We start from the raw sequence: 19,805 nt of genomic DNA, 5'->3' as shown, positions 1-19,805 counted from the left end.
ATTCAAGAATTTATTTGATGATAGGTATTAGGTACCTTGAAAGTCTCATGGCAAATATCCACACAAAAGAGAAGGCAGAATAGACATAGAAACCCAAAAGAGAAATCGAAATTTTAAAAAAACAAAATAGTGAGGTCTTAAAGTACATTTTCAAAGAGTATCACAAATAGGCTTAGGTAATTTAGTCACGAAATACGAACTATTAATGACCGAACTATAAGAGTTTTGAACGAGAAAGTTGCCTCAGTCGCTCGATTCCCGCACGCTTATCATAAGGCACCTAGCTTGCCGAACCGGCTACTCAACGTTTGAACCCACTGGATACAAAAAAAGCCTCAATCTATGATTGAAGCTTTTTTTGTGATCCCGCTGGGATTCGAACCCAGGACCCATACATTAAAAGTGTATTGCTCTACCAGCTGAGCTACGGAATCTGATTTCTTATGTTAAGAACTACTTCGTTGTTTGAAGTGATGCAAAGGTAGAAAAAAGCCTGATATGTGCCAAATGAATTGTATTTAAATTTTAAGATTAATAAATAACTTACTGTTTCTCAGTTTGAAAAATTTGTGTTTGAACAAGCTTGATAAGGTTTGTTTTTCCAAAATAATGCAACCAGTAAGGTTTTTATTTAAAATTGGGCTTTAATCATTCTTGGAACTTGATTTAGATCTCTCAATACTTCCACTTTCGTAAACCCTTTTTTGATTAAAAGATCTTTTGTCTCTACCGAAAGGTATTGATTAATCTCAAAGTACAATGTCCCGTCCTTTTTTAGGTGTTTTAAGGCAAATGAGGCAATATAATCGTAAAAGAGTAATGGAGCGTCGTTTTCAACAAATAGTGCGGTGTGCGGCTCGAAACGCAGTACATTTTGATGCATTGTGTTTGCTTCATTTTGTGTGATGTAAGGTGGGTTGCTAACAATCACATCAAATTGTTCTTCTTGGAATACAAATTCCCATTCCAATATGTCAATACAACGGAACTCGATATTAGTCGAATTAATTACCGCATTTTGTTTGGCTACTGCCAATGCTTGTGCCGAAATATCTACTGCGGTTACTAAAGAGTTAGGTAGATTTTTCTTTAAACTAATAGCAATACATCCGCTACCTGTACCAATATCAATTATTTGAATTGTATGGTTTTGAGGCTTTTGTTCTTTAATAATTAAATCGACAAGTTCTTCGGTTTCCGGTCTTGGAATAAGGGTATCTTCTGTCACATTAAACATAAGGCCATAAAATGGGGCTTTAGCTATGATTTGCTGAATTGGTTTTCCAGAAAGCAATAGCTTAAGTGCTTTAGATAAAATTTCCTCATGAGCTGAGGAAAGAGGCTCATTCAAGGCAAATAGAAAATTACTTTTGGGGATTTCGAGGTATTCCAAAGCGGCAATTTGGAAGATAGATTTAATTTCATCTTCCGAGTAGAGTTCTATTAAATCTTGAATAAACTGTTTTCTAATATGACCAAGAGTTTGCATAAAGCAAACCTACAAAAAATGGGGCATTCTGCATTTTGTAGAAGATAATTAATAGTTTTGTTTCATGAGCAAAGATGAACTTTGGATGCAACGTTGTTTGGATTTGGCCGTCCTGGGTGCAGGCAAGACAAGTCCAAATCCGATGGTTGGAGCAGTAATTGTAAATAATGATAAGATAATCGGAGAAGGGTATACTTCTCCATATGGTGGCCCGCATGCGGAAGTAAATGCTATACAATCTGTTATTGATCGTTATGGAGAAAACTCTAAAGTACTTTTTAAAGAAAGTACTATCTATGTTTCATTAGAGCCTTGTGCTCATTTTGGAAAAACTCCTCCATGTGCGGATTTAATTGTTTCTAAAGGGTTTGAAAGAGCTGTGATTGCTTGTCAAGATCCTTATGCTAAAGTTAATGGTTTGGGGATTCAGAAATTGAAAGATGCTGGAATCGAAGTGGAATTAGGCATTTTAGAGGAAAAAGCAAAATGGGTAAATCGACGTTTTTTTACACGATTGAAAGAATTTAGACCCTATGTGATTCTTAAATGGGCGGAGACTGCTGATGGTTATTTTGCTCCTCTTAGTAATGTTCAGCGTTGGATTAGTAACAAGGCAAGTAAACAGCTAGTTCATAAATGGCGTGCGGAGGAAGATGCTGTTTTAGTAGGCAAGGGGACGGCTAAGGCTGATAATCCATCTTTAACTGTTCGTGAATGGGAAGGCAGAAATCCGAAAAGGATTTTAATTGATAAAAATCTGGAGATCACAAACGATTTTAATCTTTATAATACAGAAGCTGAAACTTTAATATTTAATGCAGAAGTTACGGATTGGAGAGCGAATATTAAACTAATAGCTTTAGAGAATTTTGACTTATATCTACCTCAGCAAATTCTATATCAATTATATTTAATGGATGTACAATCTATTATCATTGAAGGTGGGAAAAAGACATTGGATATGTTCATTGATGCTGGGTTATGGGATGAAGCTAGAGTGTTTCGGTCGAATGAAAAATGGGGAGAGGGGATGGTATCTCCAAAGATTTCAGGTAAAATGATCGATCATATAAAAGTGGGTACGGATTCATTGTTGTTTTTTATAAAAGCTTAATAATCAGTTTATAATTTATTTTTTTATGATTGTTAGCTTTAGGGATGAGAATTCCAGAAGAGCTATTGCATTTCATTTGGCGGTTTCAGCTATTTAGACCTTTTCACTTACAAACAAGTTGCGGAAAATCAGTTGAGGTTATATCTCCAGGTAGATATAATGTAGATGCTGGTCCAGATTTTCTATTTTCTGAATTGCTAATAGACAAACAACGCTGGTATGGTCATGTTGAATTACATGTGGAATCAAAGGAATGGATGCTACATCGACATCATCAAGATCCTGCTTATAATTCGGTCATCTTACATGTTGTATGGACGGGAGATTCTTCTTGTTATTTATCGGATGGAACCTGGATTCCAAATTTGATTTTAAATAATCAAGTAGAAGAGGGGTTACTGGGTAAGGCAATGGATCTTTTGCATAATGGCAATTGGTTAGCATGTGCTTATAGGATGAAGCATATCCCGATGCATGTCAAGTTGCAAGCCATACAACGTTCGGCGGTTGAACGACTAGAATCTAAAACAATGCAAATCATGACATTGCTTGAACGGTATAATGGAGATTGGGAGCGGGTCACTTTGAGTTTAATTGCTGGTTCTTTTGGTTTTAAGGTTAATAAACAAGCTTTTTTAGATTGGAGTGAGCTTATTTCTCTGCGGATTTTAAGCAAGATAAGTGATAAGCCTCTGCAAATACAGGCCATGTTTTTTGGTCAAGCCGGTTATTTGAATGCCTATAAAGGTAAGGATAGTTCCGTGTTGAATTTAAAAAATGAATACCATTTTTTAAAACATTCTAATGGACTTTCTGAAATGACTTCCTTTCAATGGAAATTCTTACGGATGCGTCCTTATAACTTTCCTACCTTAAAAATGGCGCAATTAGCAGGTTTATATTCGTTGCATATTAATTGGTTCTCTAGGATTTTAAATGTATATGCAATCGAAGATTTGAAACAAGAAATTAGAGATATTGTAATTCCTACATTTTGGCGAAGACATTATCACTTTGAGAAATGTACAGATGATCATAACACTGCTTTAACCGAAGCATTTTTGGATATTTTAGCTATTAATTGTTTTGCACCGTTGCTGTTCGCTTATGGAAAACATATTCGCCAAGCTAATTATATGGACAAAGCTATGGAGTGGCTGGAAAGGATTGCCGCAGAGGATAATGTAATAAGCAGAAACTACAGAAAGGCCGGGTTGCCTAGCTACAGTGCCATGGAAAGTCAAGGTTTAATACATTTACAATCAAATTATTGTGATGTAAAACGTTGTTTAAGCTGTCCAATCGGTGCTTATATATTGCAACAGCCACTAAGCTTTTAATATAGCGGCAATTTCATGGAAACCTTTTTCCTGAGCTAAATCAGAAGCAGTTAATCCGAAATCAGTTCGGATACCGATATCTGCTCCATTTTCCAATAAGATAATAATCATTTCGATGTTACCTTGTTGGGCAGCCAAATGTAAAGGGGAAATTCTTGATTGTTGAAGAACATTGACTTCTGCACCAGCTTCGATTAGCATTTTTGCAATCATGTCATGTTGATTTGATAATGCTGCATGAATTGGATAGACCATATAGCCATTTTGCGATGGAGCATTTGGATTTGCACCATTTCTAAGTAAGATCCTAATGATATCTTCTTTTCCAAAATGAGCTGCAATACCTAATGGATAGAAACCATGTGAGGAGAGTTCGTTTATAACTTCTGGTTTTTGTTCAACCATAAATTGTACATGTTCCGTCAAACCTGCAGCACATGCTTCATGAATGGAAATACTAGTAATGTACTTTAGGATGGTTTGTACTATATGCGTTTTTTGATAATAACATGCTAGGAGTAATGGTGAAATATCGTGACTTGTATTTTCTCTTACTAATGCAGGATTTCTACTTAATAAAAGATCTAAATCTTGATGGTTTCCAGTTTCAATATATTCTTCCAATACCGATAAGCTCATAAAGTGACATTTTATTACGAAATAAATAAAAAAAAGTTAATTTCGTATTGTCAATTCAAGAAAATATGGAGTTTAGGTCCCTAGACTTTATGCAAAATTTACTGTATCTATATTAATATTTTTTAACGTTAACGAACATCATTTAATTTTTGTAGCTAATCGTCTACAAAAAGTGATTTAAGAATATAATTTCTATTAATTTTTTAGAGTTATAATTACTTTTGTAATGCCCTCCCCAAGGGCATGTTTTTCATAGGTAGATGTAGGGTCGAATTAGTCAAATTCGACCCTTTTTTATTTTTCGGTGCTTTCTCACCTTCATCCAAGGTAGATGAAATTTTGCTTTAAACCCAATAAGAACAGACTTTTCTAAAAATTTTAATTTATATCCTGTATATGAGAGTTGTAAAAAATCCTATAATTATTCCTTTATAAGCATCCTAAGGAATATTTTACAACTAGGTTATAAATTCAACTATAATGATTGGTGTTTTTAAATTTTACTTAATCGTCTTTATGTTGTTCTCAAGCGAAAAGAAATGCTTATAAAATAGATTGCAGATAGCTTTTATGTTTAACTTTACAGGTATGAATCCAAAGAAGAAAATCGTTGTTGCTATAACTGGTGCATCAGGATCAATTTATGCAAAAGTCTTATTAGATAAATTGCAATTATTACAAGATCAGATTGAAGAGGTGGGTGTTGTTATGTCAGATAATGCAAAAGATGTTTGGCGATTCGAATTAGGTAATCAAAGTTATTCAGACTATAATTTTAAGTTTTACCAGAAGAATGATTTTATGGCTCCATTTGCGTCTGGATCAGCAAAGTTTGACTCCATGATCGTTGTACCATGTTCTATGGGGACAATGGCTAGAATTGCACAGGGTACTTCTTCAGATTTGACGACACGAGCTGCCGATGTTATTCTGAAGGAGCGTAGAAAGTTGATTTTAATAACCCGGGAAACTCCATTGAATTTAATTCATATTCAGAATATGCAAGCAATTACGCTTGCAGGAGGGGTGATATGTCCAGCATCGCCTTCATTTTATAGTAGACCTTCCACTTTTGAGGAATTAGCTGCTACTGTGATTGATCGGGTTTTGGATATGATTGGATTAGATTTAGATACATACCGTTGGGGTAAATAGTTTTTACGATAATTTTATCCGTTAAATAGAAACGTTTTTGTATTTTTGTTTTTTAATGAAACAAGGGTTTATTACTTCATTAAAGGCAAGTCGATTGCAAAGAAAGGTTTTTGAGAATGCTCATTTGAAAGAATCTTTTCTATCTGCCCTAAGTTTCATCAAATTAAGCAAAACAAGCAATACTAATTTTTTGATTTTTCAACAATATTCATGGCAACAATATTAATCACTTCTGCAACATTGGTTTCAGCTGGACATCCACTGCATATGACATCGGTAGATGTATTGGTAAAAAATGGCAAGATCGAACAGGTCGGAAAGAAGGTTAAAGCTGAGGGTAAATTCGAAGAGATAGATGGGAAGGGAAGTTATTTATCAATTGGTTTCTTTGACCTCAACGTTAATTTTGGTGAGCCAGGGTATGAAACTAAGGAAGATATTCAAACAGGTACTGCAGCATCGGCAGCTGGAGGTTTCACAGGAGTTGCTGTGCATCCTAATACTAATCCTCCAATTCATTCACGTTCAGAAGTGGCATTGATTGTAAATTCAGCAAAAGGAAATCTGGTTGATGTTTTCCCGGTTGGGGCATTGAGTAAGAAACGTGAAGGAAATGAGCTAGCTGAGTTATATGACATGAAGATTACTGGTGCTGTTGCTTTTACAGATGGGACCCGCAGTGTTCAGCAGGCAGGTCTAATGGGTCGTGCTTTATTATATGCGAAAGGATTTGATGGGTTAATTCTATCTTTTGCACAAGATGAATCAATTGCGGGAGATAATAAAATGAATGAAGGAGAAGTTAGTACCTATTTGGGTATGAAAGGGATTCCTAATTTGGCCGAATCAATTATGATTTCAAGGGATTTGTTTCTTGCCGAGTACAATGAATCTAAAATTCATTTCAGTACCATTTCAACAGAAGAATCAGTCGACTTAATCAAAAAGGCGAAAGCTAAAGGCATCAAAGTAACTTGTGATGTAGCAGCTCATAATTTGTTGTTCACGGATGAGGATGTTAAATCCTTTGATAGCCATTATAAAGTTAGTCCCCCATTGCGAACTAAAAAGGATGTAAAAGCCTTGTTAAAAGGATTAAAGGATGGAGTGATTGATGCAATAGTTTCACAACATACACCTCAAGAAATTGAGTTTAAGGATGTAGAATTCCAAATTGCAAAGGATGGGATTATAGCTTCACAAACTGTATTACCTATGCTGTTAAAAGCAGGATTGAATGTTGAGCAAATCGTTGAAAAATTAGCGGTAAACCCTAGAAATATATTGAATTTGCCAGTTCCAAAAATAGAAGTTGGAAATGAAGCAAATCTTGTATTGTTCAGTACAGACAAAAAATGGACTTTGGATACTAAATCAAATAAATCCAAGTCTTCAAATTCACCATGGTTCGGACAGGAAGTGACTGGAAAAGTAATAGCTGTTTTGAACAATAACCAGGTAATAAAAAATAATTAATATGGAAGCAAACGTATTGAAAGCATTTGATGCTAGTTTAGAAGCATATGCTAAGAATGAGAACATAGATGCAGCAGAGTTTCGTGCTGCTTTGGTGGCAGTATTTGATGCTGACAAACCATTCATGGATAAGGTAGCAGATCTAGATTCAGTATTCGATGATCACCAGCGCTTTGAAGAATTGCGTGAATATTATTTCGACCTATTAATGATTAATTTCTTCTCGGAGGATGTACAGAAACTAGAAGAGGATTATTTGGAATCTGAAGAATGGGAAGCGATTGAGGATGAAACAATCGATAGAGGCTCTGAATTGTTAAATATTCTTTTGTACCTTAAAGAGTGTGCTGACGATGAAATCGAACCGTCTTTAGATGATTTCCTTAAAGAATTTCTTTTGGTGGAAGAAGATGAGTTTCAAGATGAATATTCAATCTATGAGCCTGTAATAGCGAATCAAATATTAGTTGATAGTTCATACGCCGAAATTGCTAAAGTGGCAAATACTCTTGATGAAGAGGAAGAATTATCGGAATTGTTTTATCCATTGATTTCATTTTTCAATGAACAAAAACCAAATGAAGCTCAAGTTGAAGATTTTAAAAAACATGCTGCAAATAAATCCCTATCTTTAGCATTATATGAACTAATGCAAAACTACAACCAATAATTATGGAATTAACAGCAGAAAATCCGATCCTTAAGAAAAAAGTAATTACCTATGGTATTATCCTAGGGGTGGTATCCTTTATTTTAGCTCTAGCATCTATGTATGTAACTAAGAATGGAACCAGTTTAATGACTTCTGCAATTTATGCAGGAGCGATTAATTATGTCCCATTTTTAATTTTAGTCGTAATTTTTTGTCGCTCTCTAAGAACTGCAAATGGCGGTTATTGGAGCTTTACTACAGCATTAAAAAATATTTTCATTATGCTTGCCATTACTGCAACAATTGGTACTATCGGTACGATGTTGTTGAATTGGCAAATGCCAGGTTTTCAAGATGCAGTTTTAGAAAACACTAAAAATATGACCTTAGAATTCTATGAATCAGCAAATGCTACTGATGAGCAAATTGATGATATCATGGCTAAATTGGATCAACAACAAGAAGCTTTAGGTTCCTTGTCTATTGGTCAAAATATCTTCGGGTTATTTATTTATTTTTTAGTTTACTTTGTTTTTGCGTTGATTTTGGCTGCTATTTTCAAGAAAGAAGCACCAATTTTCAAGCGTGTTGAAAATGATGATGCTGCTCATCCTTGGCAGAATGATACAAATCAACAAGTATAATTTAAAAGAGAATCTTTTTGTGAAATAAAAGGTATCATCTAAAAATGATACCTTTGTTCATTATTTAATATGGATATATCAGTAGTAGTACCTTTATACAACGAAGAGGAGTCGCTTCCGGAATTATGTGCATGGATCAAACGTGTCATGGATGAGAATAATTTCACTTATGAGATTGTATTGGTTGATGATGGAAGTAAGGATAAGTCTTGGCAAGTTGTTCAAGCTCTTAAGGCTAATAATGAACAGATCACAGGAATTCGATTCCGTAGAAACTATGGTAAATCCGCTGCCTTAAATGTGGGTTTTGCTGCAGCTCAAGGTGATGTTGTGATTACTATGGATGCTGATTTACAGGATAGCCCAGATGAAATTCCAGAACTCTATGACCGCATTAAGAACCAAGGCGCAGATTTAGTCTCCGGATGGAAAAAGAAGCGTTATGATCCATTAACGAAAACTATTCCTACAAAACTTTTTAACTCTGCCACCCGTAGCATGTCAGGTATTGATAACCTCCATGATTTCAATTGTGGTTTAAAAGCCTATAAGAAGGATGTGGTGAAGAGTATCGAAGTTTATGGAGAAATGCACCGATATATTCCTGTATTAGCGAAATGGGCAGGATTTAACAATATTCAGGAACAAGTAGTTCAACACTATCCTCGAAAATATGGAACCACCAAATTTGGTCCTGGGCGATTTGTAAAAGGATTTCTAGACTTAATGTCCATCTTCTTTGTTGGAAAGTTTGCTAAACGTCCAATGCACTTTTTCGGACCATTAGGAGTAATCAGCTTTTTATTGGGGATATTCATTACCATTTATTTGATCATCGAGAAATTGATGAGTATTGCTAATGGAACTGAATACCGAAATGTTACTGATCAACCTTTATTCTATCTTTCTCTGGTAGCAATTTTAATAGGATCTCAATTGTTTTTAACAGGTTTTGTTGCAGAATTAATTTCAAGAAACGGCAGCGATAGAAATAAATACCATATTGACCAAGTCATCTAAGATGTTCTTTTCTATAATTATTCCACTTTATAACAGACCAGTAGAAATAAAGGAATTACTAAATTCTCTTTTGGATCAAAGCTATAAGGATTTTGAAATAATTATTGTTGAGGATGGATCTATAAATAAGGCCGATCATATTGTTGAGCAATTTAGTGATAAATTGAATGTTCGTTATTTTTTTAAAGATAACGAAGGTCAAGGGTTTGCTCGAAATTATGGTTTTGAGCAGGCCAAAGGTGATTTCTTTATCGTTTTTGATTCCGATATCATAGTACCCCCAGATTATTTATTAAAAGTAATAGATGGAATTGAACGTGATCAACTAGATGCTTTTGGTGGACCTGATGCTGCACATGCATCTTTTACGCCAATTCAGAAAGCCATTAGTTATTCAATGACTAGCCCTTTTACTACTGGTGGAATTCGTGGAAATAAAAAGCATGTAGGACAGTTTCATCCTCGTAGTTTTAATCTTGGAATATCTAGAAAAGTCTGGGAAGAAACCGGTGGTTTTAAACTTTCAAGACGTTCTGAAGACATTGAGTTTAGTATTCGAATGATCAATTCTGGCTTCAAGGTAGGATTGATACCTGAAGCCTTTGTTTACCATAAAAGAAGAACGAGTTTCCAACAGTTCTATAAACAGACCAATAGTTTTGGAAAGGGGAGGATAGATATTTTTAAACGATATCCATCAGAATTAAAGCCAGTGCATGCACTACCTGCAGTATTTGTGATAGGATTAGTCGTACTCTTGATGATCAATGCAATTAATTTATTGACAATGAATGGAATTTATTTCTTGAGCTTATTGGGCACTTTAGGAAATTTTCTGCTGTTGTTATATACATTTATGTTGTTCATTCATGCACTAATTACATGTAAGAGTTTGAAGGTGGCAATCCTAGCGGTTATTGCGGCATATACACAACTGATTGCTTATGGTTCTGGTTTTCTTAGTGAATATACAATAAGTAAACTATATCCTCGAAAGTAAGGGTTCTTGATAAATTTAATTAGCTTTTGTAAATTGTAATTTGAGATCATGGTCGCATTGACACAAACTAGTTTGGATAAATTGGAGCTCTTATTTAAAGAGCAAGGATATAGATTAAGATTTGAGAAAGGGTCTTTTAGAACTGGAGCCTGCATGCTTCAAAATTCAAAAGTTATTGTGGTTAATAAATTTTCAAGTGTAGATATGAAGGTTCAATCTCTTATTCAAATCCTGCAGTCTATTCCTATAGATGAACAATTAGTAGGAGAGAAATTGAAATCCTTTTACCAACAGATAAAACAAACGAAATTAACGATTTGAGAGTAACATTTTTAGGAACAGGAACTTCGCAAGGTGTGCCCGTAATAGCTTGCCAATGTGCTGTCTGCCAATCCGAAGATAAGCATGATAAAAGACTGCGCTCATCTATTCTTTTGGAGTACAATGGACATTCAGTGGTTGTCGATACTGGACCTGATTTTCGTTATCAAATGCTTAGGGAAAAAGTTTTACGTCTTGATGCGGTCTTGATGACCCACTCGCACAAAGACCATGTTGCAGGTTTAGATGACGTAAGAGCCTTTAATTACCAGCAACAGCAATCTATCCCCATCTATTCTAATAAAGCAACGCACGAAGCTTTAAAAAAGGAATTTTATTATGCTTTTTCAGATTTTAAATATCCGGGTGTCCCTCAGCTTGAATTAGAAGAAATATTCCCAGGTCAAGCCTTTGAACTATACGGGAAAAACATCTTGCCTATTGAAGTACTTCACTATAAAATGCCTGTTTTAGGTTTTCGGATTGATGATTTTGCTTACATTACGGATGCCAAAACCATTTCAGAGGAGTCCTATGAATTGCTAAAAGGAGTAAAGGTACTTGTACTAAATGCCTTACAGCAAGAGCCTCATATTTCCCATCTTACACTTGAGGAGGCTATTGAAGTTTCTAATAGAATCCAACCGGAAAAGACCTTTTTGACCCATATTAGCCACCGATTTGGTAAACATAAAGATATTGAAAGACTACTGCCATCAGGAATATTTCTGTCTTATGACCAGTTACTTGTCGAATTTTAATAAAAAATAATTGACAGAATCAAACAAATTTTAAGTTCCCTTGTTCAACTTAATGAAATCACATTTATTGGTATAAATTAATTGTTAAACATTAAAATTTGATCTATTATGGGAAATATTTTGTATTTAATCGCAGTAATTCTAGTAATTATTTGGGCTATTAGCTTCTTCGGAGGTTATGCAAGTGGTGGTATTATCCACATTTTATTGGTGATTGCAATTATTGTTGTATTACTTAGAGTAATTCGAGGCAACGCCTAAAACCTAGAGTTTATTACATTAATAATAACTGAGCAATAGCTAAATCAGATTCAAAGGTGATTTTCATGTTTTCATGTTCGCCTGGTAAAATGAGAATGTTATTGCTCATTTTTTCTACTACTGATGCATCATCAGTAAACTCTGGATTTTCTTGTTGCTTATAGGCTGCCTTTAAGATAAAAGCATCAAACACTTGAGGAGTTTGAATTAACCATACACTTTCTCGGTCCATGGCGGAATTTACGTTCCTTGTCCCTATACGGACTGAGCTACTACTTTTAATTGCTGGTATCACAGCTTTATTTCCTTTTTCTACTTCAAGAAATAATGCATCAATCAATTTGGATGAAAGAAATGGTCTTGCAGCATCATGGATAGCAATGACACCTTCGGTAGATTGTGCAGATATTTCATAGTGGATATAATCAATGCCATTTTTTACACTTTGGAAGCGTGATTCGCCACCAAAACAAAGATGATGAGGAATTTGAAATCCATGTTTTTGACAAAGTTCACTCCAAAGATTTTCCATCTCTTTTGCAATTACGACTACAATTTCTGGTTTAGTTTCAGAATGATAAAACTTTTCGATGGTATGCATCAGTATAGGTTTCCCATTTATTGGAACATACTGCTTTGGCAAATTCCCGCCAATTCGAGATCCTGTTCCTGCTGCAACAATAATTACATATCTGTTTTCCATGAATTATAGTTTAGATAGTAGTATACAATATACTTTGAATTTATAACAAAAAAGGCAGGTTGACTAACCTGCCTATCCATATTTTGTGTTGAAATTATATAATCAACATCGCATCACCATAGCTGTAGAAACGATATTTTTCTTTTACAGCGACTTCGTAAGCATTCATGACATTTTCATATCCTGCAAACGCGGCAATCATTACCAATAAGGTAGATTGCGGTGTGTGAAAATTAGTAATCATCGAGTTTGCAATACTGAAATCGTATGGCGGATAGATGAATTTGCTCGTCCAATCGTTTGCTGCTTTCAAGTGTTTATCAGCAGACACTGAGGATTCAATAGCACGCATGGATGTAGTTCCTACAGCACAAATACGACGCTTGGTATCAATAGCTTTATTCACTACGCTAGCGGCCTCATTAGTGATAATAAACTGTTCTGAGTCCATTTTATGTTTGGTCAAATCTTCTACCTCAACAGTACGGAAAGTTCCTAAACCTACATGTAAAGTTACCTCAGCAAAATCTACTCCTTTTAATTCTAGGCGTTTCATCAATTCTCTAGAGAAGTGAAGTCCAGCAGTAGGAGCAGCAACTGCACCTTCATTTTTTGCATAGATTGTTTGGTAGCGGAATTTATCCTCAGGAGTTGCTTTACGTTTGATATATTTAGGAAGGGGAGTTTCACCAAGAATTTCAATATTCTTACGGAATTCCTCATCAGTACCGTCAAATAAAAATCGAATTGTACGACCACGAGATGTTGTGTTGTCAACAACTTCTGCAACTAATAAATCGTCATCACCAAAATATAATTTATTGCCTACGCGGATTTTACGTGCCGGATCAACCAGCACATCCCATAAACGTAATTCTTTGTTTAATTCTCTTAAAAGAAATACTTCAATAGTAGCACCAGTTTTCTCTTTGTTACCATACATACGGGCTGGGAAAACTTTGGTGTTGTTTAAGATCATTACATCTTTATCATCGAAGTAGTCAAGCACATCTTTAAAGATTTTGTGTTCTATTTTACCTGAATCACGGTGTAAAACCATTAAACGAGATTCGTCTCTTTGTTCAGAAGGTTCAGAAGCCAATAAAGACTCTGGCAGATTGAAGTTAAATTGAGATAATTTCATTTTATATAAATGCGTCAAAATTTGCCCTCTAGCCTTACTGGGGCTAGAATTTAAAAAGGCATACAAAAGTACGAAAAATTAAATAATTATTAAGTCACAATACTTTATACAAACTAAGCAAGAAAATGTTCGTTATTTGTAAATGGTGATTTAAAAACATAACAGAAAAACCAATAAATTTTTAATTAATATTGATTTCATTAAAATATATTGTAATTTAAAACGAGCTTTCACAGGCTATTATAAATTCTACAGAACTAACTTTTATGGCAGATACTACAAGAAAAGAAGATTTTGCGAATGACCTATTTCCAATACAAGATACTTTAGAAGAAATGCACCACGTGAATAATCCAGTTTTGGATTTACCACGTATCGAAAAACAGTACCTTTCTCAGGTTACCGGATATACTCAAGAAAGAAATTCTTTCTACTTTACGGACGGTCGTTCGAAAGTAGAGGTAAAAGTATTTTCTGAAGATATTATCCGAGTACGATTGGCCCCTGAAGGATCCTTCTTAGAGGATTTCTCTTATGCCATCAGTTTTAAAGAAGATAACTATGTGTCTTATGAATTGGAGGATACTGAAACGCATTACCATGTAAAAACAAACACAGTTACATGTTCCGTTAAAAAAAGTAATTTTTTTATCAGTTTTTCCGAGGAAGATGGTGAAGTACTGAATAACGATTTTTCTGCTATGCATTGGGAGGAAAACCAAGACTATGGTGGATATTATGTGTATTGTACCAAGGAAGCTCAATCGGATGAAGTTTTCTTTGGATTAGGAGATAAGGCTTCAAATTTGAATTTACGTGGAAGACGGGTAAAGAATTGGAATTCTGACACCTATTCCTATGCTTTCAACCAAGATCCATTATATAAAACCATTCCATTCTATATCGGAATTACCAAAGGAAAAGCTTATGGAATTTTCTTTGATAATACGTTTAAGACTTTTTTTGATTTTGCTTCAGAGAATCAAAACCAAACATCATTTTGGTCTGAGGGAGGAGAATTACAATATTATTATATCCATGGTCCTCAAATGATGGATGTAGTTAAACGTTATCACAGTTTAACTGGGACGCATTATATGCCAGCACTTTGGGCTTTGGGCTACCATCAATGCCGTTGGAGTTATTACCCTGAAAACAAAGTTCGCGAGACAGCCTACGAATTTCGTAAGCGTGAAATCCCTTGCGATGCCATTTATCTCGACATTGACTATATGGATGGGTACCGTTGTTTTACTTGGAACAAACGTTATTTTCCAGATCCAAAGAAAATGATTGCTGATCTATCTGCAAACGGATTTAAAACTGTTGTAATGATCGATCCAGGAATCAAAGTCGATGATAGTTATTGGGTATTTAAACAAGGGCATCAGAATAATTATTTCTGTAGGAGAGGTGATGATTATTTTATGGAGGGCTTTGTCTGGCCAGGTAGATGTCAATTCCCCGATTTTACAAATCCAGAAGTTAGACAATGGTGGGGGACTCTTTACAAGGGTCTAGTAGAAGACGGGGTTGCAGGGTTTTGGAATGACATGAATGAGCCAGCAGTTTTTGGTCGTGGTACTTTTCCAGATGATGTTAGACATCAATTTGAAGGACATAGAGGTTCGCACCGGAAGGCACACAATATCTACGGTATGCAAATGGTCCGTGCGACCTATGATGGTCTGAAAAAACTTTATAAAAATAAACGTCCTTTTACTATTTCTCGAGCTGCATATTCAGGAACACAGCGTTATTCTTCCGTTTGGACTGGTGATAACATTGCTACATGGGAGCACCTGCGTATAGGAACCTTGCAATTACAGCGATTGTCCGTTTCTGGTTTATCTTTCTGTGGAACCGATATCGGTGGATTTACAGGTGAACCTGATGGTGAATTATATACTCGTTGGATGCAATTCGGTGTTTTCTCACCTTTTATGCGTGTGCACTCTGCTGGTGATACCCGTGATAGAGAACCTTGGAGTTTCGGCCCTGATTGGGAAAAAATCTGTAAGAAATTTATTGAATTACGTTATAAACTTCTTCCGTATATTTATACTAGCTTTTGGTTGCAGCATAAATATGGCGAACCGATATTAAGACCAATTGCCTTAATTGAACAACACCTCGCTAAAAATTTACAACGTGAAGAGGAATTTACATTTGGAAGCCAATTATTGGTTTCCCCAGTACTACACCCAGGTCAATTAGAGAAAATTGTATATCTACCTGAAGGTACTTGGTATTATTATTTTGATAATAATACTTATGAAGGAGGAAAGGAACATAGCATTGCCACTCCACTTGATGAAATGCCATTTTTTGTTCGTGGAGGATCTATTATTCCTGAATATCCAGTAATGCAGTTTACTGGAGAAAAGAAAGTAGAATCTTTGCAGTTGAACTTTTACTTTGCATTAGGGCAGCATGAATCTACGCTTTATTCGGATCATGGTGAGACTTTTGCATATGAACAAGGGGTTTATGTAGAAAAACACTTTATTGCAGATTGTACTCTTAGCTCGGTAAGCATTATGCAGGGAGAGCAAGGAATTTATACACCTTATTATAGCGATTTTAAACTATATTTAATCGGATTACCGTTTGTGCCAAAAACCGTTAAAGTAGATGGTTTACAAGTAAATTTGGAAAAAGATGCTGAAGGCAATACATTTATTAAAATAGAACGAGATTTCAAGAAAATCACAATACATTAACCATTGAAAAACACTTTTATAGACCAATTTATGCCAGACGCTGTAGTATCGCATACTTTATTATCCGAATTCGATGTTTTCCTTTTTCGAGCGGGAAGACATTATAAACTTTATGAGAAATTAGGTTCAAAGGAAATTACCGTTGATGGTGTTCCTGGCGTCTACTTTGCCGTATGGGCACCGAATGCTTTGGAAGTTTCTGTAATCGGAGATTTCAATGGTTGGAATCCATATTCGCATAAATTGCAGGTCCGTTGGGATAGCAGTGGTATATGGGAAGGATTTATTCCTACATTGAAAAATGGAGAGGTTTATAAATACCACATTCATTCCAATACGGGTGAACATTTGGAAAAGGCAGATCCATTTGCTCTACATGCTGAAGTACCACCTAAAACAGCTTCCATTGTTTCCACAACTTGGTATGATTGGGAAGATTCGGAGTGGATGTATAACCGAAGGGAAAGAAATGCATTAGATAGACCATTCTCTGTTTATGAAATGCACCTTGGTTCTTGGATGAGAGATCCTAAATCTCCAGAGAAGTTTTTAAGTTATCGTGAAATTGCTGAAAGACTGGTTCCATATCTACTTGAGATGAATTATACACATGTAGAATTTATGCCGGTCATGGAGCACCCGTATTATCCTTCTTGGGGATATCAGATAACGGGTTATTTTGCAGCTACTTCTCGTTATGGTGGTCCTCAAGATCTTATGTTCTTAATTGAGGAACTTCATAAGCATAATATTGGCGTTATTTTGGATTGGGTGCCATCGCATTTCCCAGGTGATAGCCATGGTCTGTACAAGTTTGATGGAACACATCTTTTTGAACATGCTGATCCTAAGAAGGGCTTTCATCCCGATTGGCAATCTTATATCTTCAATTATGGACGAAATGAGATTCGTTCATTCTTAATTAGTAATGCTTTTTTCTGGTTAGATCGATATCATATTGATGGTCTGCGTGTAGATGCAGTTGCCTCCATGTTATACTTGGATTATTCACGTAAAGAAGGTGAATGGGATCCTAATGAATTAGGAGGAAATGAAAACCTGGAAGCCGTTTCGTTCTTAAAGGAACTGAATGAAGCTGTATCTAAATATTTTCCACACGTTCAAACTATTGCTGAGGAGTCTACCTCTTGGCCGGGTGTAAGTAGAGCTACTTTTGATAATGGATTAGGTTTTGGAATGAAATGGATGATGGGATGGATGCATGATACTTTATCATATTTCAAAGAAGATCCCATTAACCGTGCTCATCATCACGATAAATTAACCTTTAGTGCTGTGTATGCCTATACAGAGAACTTTATGTTACCATTGTCTCATGATGAAGTAGTATATGGGAAACAATCTTTAATTTATAAGATGCCGGGTGATGAATGGCAGAAGTTCGCCAATTTGAGAGCCCTTTATTTATTTATGTACACCTTCTCTGGAACAAAACTTTTGTTTATGGGAGGAGAATTTGGACAGACTTCCGAATGGAATGTTAACCAATCCTTAGATTGGCACTTATTACAATTTAAACCTCATTTATCTATTAAAAAGTTTGTTAGTAAGATGAATGAGCTCTATCAGGCATACCCTGCGCTTTATGAGAAGGCTTTTAGTCCTGAGGGCTTCTTTTGGATCGAATTAGAAGATCGCGCAAATAGTGTGTTTGCCTATTGCCGAAGAGGGCATGATTTAGAAAATGATTTAGTCGTTGTTTTGAATTTAACACCGATAGTCCGTAGAAACTTCCGATTAGGTGTTCCTCATCCAGGAGAATGGGAACTCTTATTAAATTCAGATGACCAAACCTACAATGGATGTGGTATTGCTGTGAAAAAATCAGTTAATGCTGATCCTGTATTTTGGATGAACCAAAAACAATCTATATCCTTAGACTTGCCTCCTTTAGCTGGATTAATTTTTAAAAGAAAAATGAAGTAATGAAAGTTTTCCATCTAAGCGTAGAATGTTTTCCAGTCGCCAAAGTAGGTGGCTTAGCTGATGTTGTCGGAGCATTGCCGAAATATCAACGGGAAATGGGTATAGATGCTGCCGTCATCATGCCTTATTTCCAGAGGAAATTCGTTAGAGATCATGATTTTGATATAATTGCAAAAGGTGATTTTTATCAAGGATCCATATTGCTGAATTATGAAGTGCTTAAAGAGAAGCAGGACACCTTAGGATTTCCTTTGTATTTAATACGGATACCAGGTTTACTGGATCGAGAAGAAGTGTATTGTTATGCGGATGAGGCCGATCAATGGATCGCTTTTCAACACGCATTTCTTCATTATATCAAATCAAATTCTATTTTTCCAGATATTATCCATTGTCATGACCATCATGTTGGTTTAATACCTTTTTTAACTCGACACAGTATAGACTTTAAGGTGTTTGATAAAGTGAAGACCGTATTTACGGTACATAATGGTCAATATCAAGGTTGGATGAATTGGAATAAAGGTATTATCCTGCCTGCCTTTGATACTTGGAAGTGGGGTTTATTAGATTGGGATGGATTGATCAATCCACTCGCTACTGCCATCAAGTGTTGTGATGCTTATACCACCGTTTCTGAAGGCTATTTAACTGAATTATTTCAAGACGCTAATGGATTACAAAACCTATTCTATGATGAACGTCAGAAAGCAACTGGCATAGTGAATGGAATAGATACAGCTTATTGGGATCCTGCGATTGATGCACAAATCAAAGCAAATTATGAAATAGCCTCTGTAGAAGATGGCAAAATGAAGAATAAGGAAATGTTATGCTCCAGATATGGCTTAGACCCAACACTTCCTTTATTAAGCTTTATAGGTAGGTTTGCTGGTGAAAAAGGAGCAGATATTCTACCGGAAATTGTAGAAGAGTTAATACCTGAACAATCAGGAAAACTAAATATTTTCATTTTGGGGTCTGGCGATCCTGAAATTCAAGCTCATATTGCAGAATTATCCGATCGATTTGAACAAGGTCTTGCTGTTTATTTGGGTTACAATGAAGAATTGGCACATCAAGTTTATGCCGCTTCAGATTTACTTATTATGCCCTCTCGAGTAGAACCATGTGGCTTAAATCAGCTTTATGCCTTAAAATATGGAACTATTCCAGTGGTCCGTAATATCGGAGGATTGAAAGATACGGTTATTGATGTGGAGGAAGGAGGATACGGTTTTAAATTTGAAGAAGTAGATGCCGCTCAAGCAGTTGAAGCAGTTGATCGGGCATTAAGCTATATTAGTAATTCAGAGAACCTGAGTCAATTAAGAGAAAGGGCAATGAATTTAGATTTCTCTTGGGGGAAATCAGCAGGAAAATACATCGAGTTATATAACCATTTACTTAAATAAT

General features: G+C 35.5%; 17 protein-coding genes and 1 tRNA gene. 13 read left to right on the top strand and 5 right to left on the bottom strand.

What is annotated here, in order from left to right:
- Positions 1-361: 361 nt before the first annotated feature.
- Positions 362-434, bottom strand: a tRNA-Lys gene (locus ABD676_RS00300).
- 197 nt (positions 435-631) lie between these two features.
- Entirely contained in the window at positions 632-1,489 is an 858-nt protein-coding gene (gene prmC, locus ABD676_RS00295; RefSeq protein WP_344672683.1) for a peptide chain release factor N(5)-glutamine methyltransferase, read from the bottom strand.
- Between the two features lie 64 nt (positions 1,490-1,553).
- Between prmC and ribD the strand changes: the two genes are divergently transcribed.
- Together ribD and ABD676_RS00285 are read left to right on the top strand one after the other, a co-directional pair.
- Positions 1,554-2,603: a bifunctional diaminohydroxyphosphoribosylaminopyrimidine deaminase/5-amino-6-(5-phosphoribosylamino)uracil reductase RibD gene (ribD, locus tag ABD676_RS00290; protein WP_344672682.1), complete on the top strand. Its 1,050-nt coding sequence runs from the start codon at positions 1,554-1,556 to the stop codon at positions 2,601-2,603.
- A gap of 44 nt (positions 2,604-2,647) precedes the next feature.
- Positions 2,648-3,943: a DUF2851 family protein gene (locus tag ABD676_RS00285; protein ID WP_344672681.1), complete on the top strand. Its 1,296-nt coding sequence runs from the start codon at positions 2,648-2,650 to the stop codon at positions 3,941-3,943.
- Here ABD676_RS00285 and ABD676_RS00280 read toward each other — a convergent pair.
- Entirely contained in the window at positions 3,932-4,582 is a 651-nt protein-coding gene (locus ABD676_RS00280; protein ID WP_344672680.1) for an ankyrin repeat domain-containing protein, read from the bottom strand. The genes ABD676_RS00285 and ABD676_RS00280 overlap by 12 nt on opposite strands.
- A gap of 588 nt (positions 4,583-5,170) precedes the next feature.
- On the opposite strand from ABD676_RS00280, the gene ABD676_RS00275 reads away from it, so the two are divergent.
- The 8 genes from ABD676_RS00275 to ABD676_RS00240 all read left to right on the top strand — a co-directional run bounded on the left by ABD676_RS00275 (position 5,171) and on the right by ABD676_RS00240 (position 11,872).
- Complete coding sequence (locus tag ABD676_RS00275) at positions 5,171-5,737, top strand: UbiX family flavin prenyltransferase (protein WP_344672679.1); 567 nt, start codon at positions 5,171-5,173, stop codon at positions 5,735-5,737.
- 210 nt (positions 5,738-5,947) lie between these two features.
- On the top strand, positions 5,948-7,213 hold the full coding sequence (locus ABD676_RS00270; RefSeq protein ID WP_344672678.1) for a dihydroorotase: 1,266 nt from the start codon (positions 5,948-5,950) through the stop codon (positions 7,211-7,213).
- Position 7,214: 1 nt separating this feature from the next.
- The gene (locus tag ABD676_RS00265; protein WP_344672677.1) at positions 7,215-7,883 is read left to right on the top strand and encodes a hypothetical protein; all 669 of its coding nucleotides are present in this window, start codon (positions 7,215-7,217) and stop codon (positions 7,881-7,883) included.
- A 2-nt stretch (positions 7,884-7,885) separates the two neighbouring features.
- Positions 7,886-8,509: a DUF4199 domain-containing protein gene (locus ABD676_RS00260; protein ID WP_344672676.1), complete on the top strand. Its 624-nt coding sequence runs from the start codon at positions 7,886-7,888 to the stop codon at positions 8,507-8,509.
- Between the two features lie 69 nt (positions 8,510-8,578).
- Entirely contained in the window at positions 8,579-9,529 is a 951-nt protein-coding gene (locus ABD676_RS00255; protein ID WP_344672675.1) for a glycosyltransferase family 2 protein, read from the top strand.
- Between the two features lies 1 nt (position 9,530).
- Positions 9,531-10,529: a glycosyltransferase family 2 protein gene (locus tag ABD676_RS00250; protein ID WP_344672674.1), complete on the top strand. Its 999-nt coding sequence runs from the start codon at positions 9,531-9,533 to the stop codon at positions 10,527-10,529.
- A 317-nt stretch (positions 10,530-10,846) separates the two neighbouring features.
- Entirely contained in the window at positions 10,847-11,611 is a 765-nt protein-coding gene (locus ABD676_RS00245) for an MBL fold metallo-hydrolase (protein ID WP_344672673.1), read from the top strand.
- A gap of 108 nt (positions 11,612-11,719) precedes the next feature.
- Entirely contained in the window at positions 11,720-11,872 is a 153-nt protein-coding gene (locus tag ABD676_RS00240; RefSeq protein WP_344672672.1) for a lmo0937 family membrane protein, read from the top strand.
- A 13-nt stretch (positions 11,873-11,885) separates the two neighbouring features.
- On the opposite strand, the gene ABD676_RS00235 is transcribed toward ABD676_RS00240, so the two are convergent.
- On the bottom strand, positions 11,886-12,575 hold the full coding sequence (locus tag ABD676_RS00235) for a 2-C-methyl-D-erythritol 4-phosphate cytidylyltransferase (RefSeq protein WP_344672671.1): 690 nt from the start codon (positions 12,573-12,575) through the stop codon (positions 11,886-11,888).
- A 94-nt stretch (positions 12,576-12,669) separates the two neighbouring features.
- Positions 12,670-13,719, bottom strand: a complete 1,050-nt coding sequence (gene queA, locus ABD676_RS00230) for a tRNA preQ1(34) S-adenosylmethionine ribosyltransferase-isomerase QueA (RefSeq protein WP_344672670.1) — start codon at positions 13,717-13,719, stop codon at positions 12,670-12,672.
- 266 nt (positions 13,720-13,985) lie between these two features.
- Between queA and ABD676_RS00225 the strand changes: the two genes are divergently transcribed.
- The 3 genes from ABD676_RS00225 to ABD676_RS00215 are packed head-to-tail and all read left to right on the top strand — an operon-like array spanning position 13,986 to position 19,804.
- Positions 13,986-16,442, top strand: a complete 2,457-nt coding sequence (locus ABD676_RS00225) for a glycoside hydrolase family 31 protein (protein ID WP_425565258.1) — start codon at positions 13,986-13,988, stop codon at positions 16,440-16,442.
- A gap of 30 nt (positions 16,443-16,472) precedes the next feature.
- Complete coding sequence (glgB, locus tag ABD676_RS00220) at positions 16,473-18,389, top strand: 1,4-alpha-glucan branching protein GlgB (RefSeq protein ID WP_344672669.1); 1,917 nt, start codon at positions 16,473-16,475, stop codon at positions 18,387-18,389.
- The gene (locus ABD676_RS00215) at positions 18,389-19,804 is read left to right on the top strand and encodes a glycogen synthase (RefSeq protein ID WP_344672668.1); all 1,416 of its coding nucleotides are present in this window, start codon (positions 18,389-18,391) and stop codon (positions 19,802-19,804) included. The genes glgB and ABD676_RS00215 overlap by 1 nt, the downstream gene beginning before the upstream one ends.
- The last annotated feature ends 1 nt before the right edge of the window (position 19,805 follow it).

The sequence above is a fragment of the Sphingobacterium kyonggiense genome (assembly GCF_039536825.1).
Taxonomy (GTDB): domain Bacteria; phylum Bacteroidota; class Bacteroidia; order Sphingobacteriales; family Sphingobacteriaceae; genus Sphingobacterium; species Sphingobacterium kyonggiense.
The sequence above is the reverse complement of the archived record's forward strand: the minus strand, read 5'-3'. Positions and strand labels throughout refer to the sequence as shown.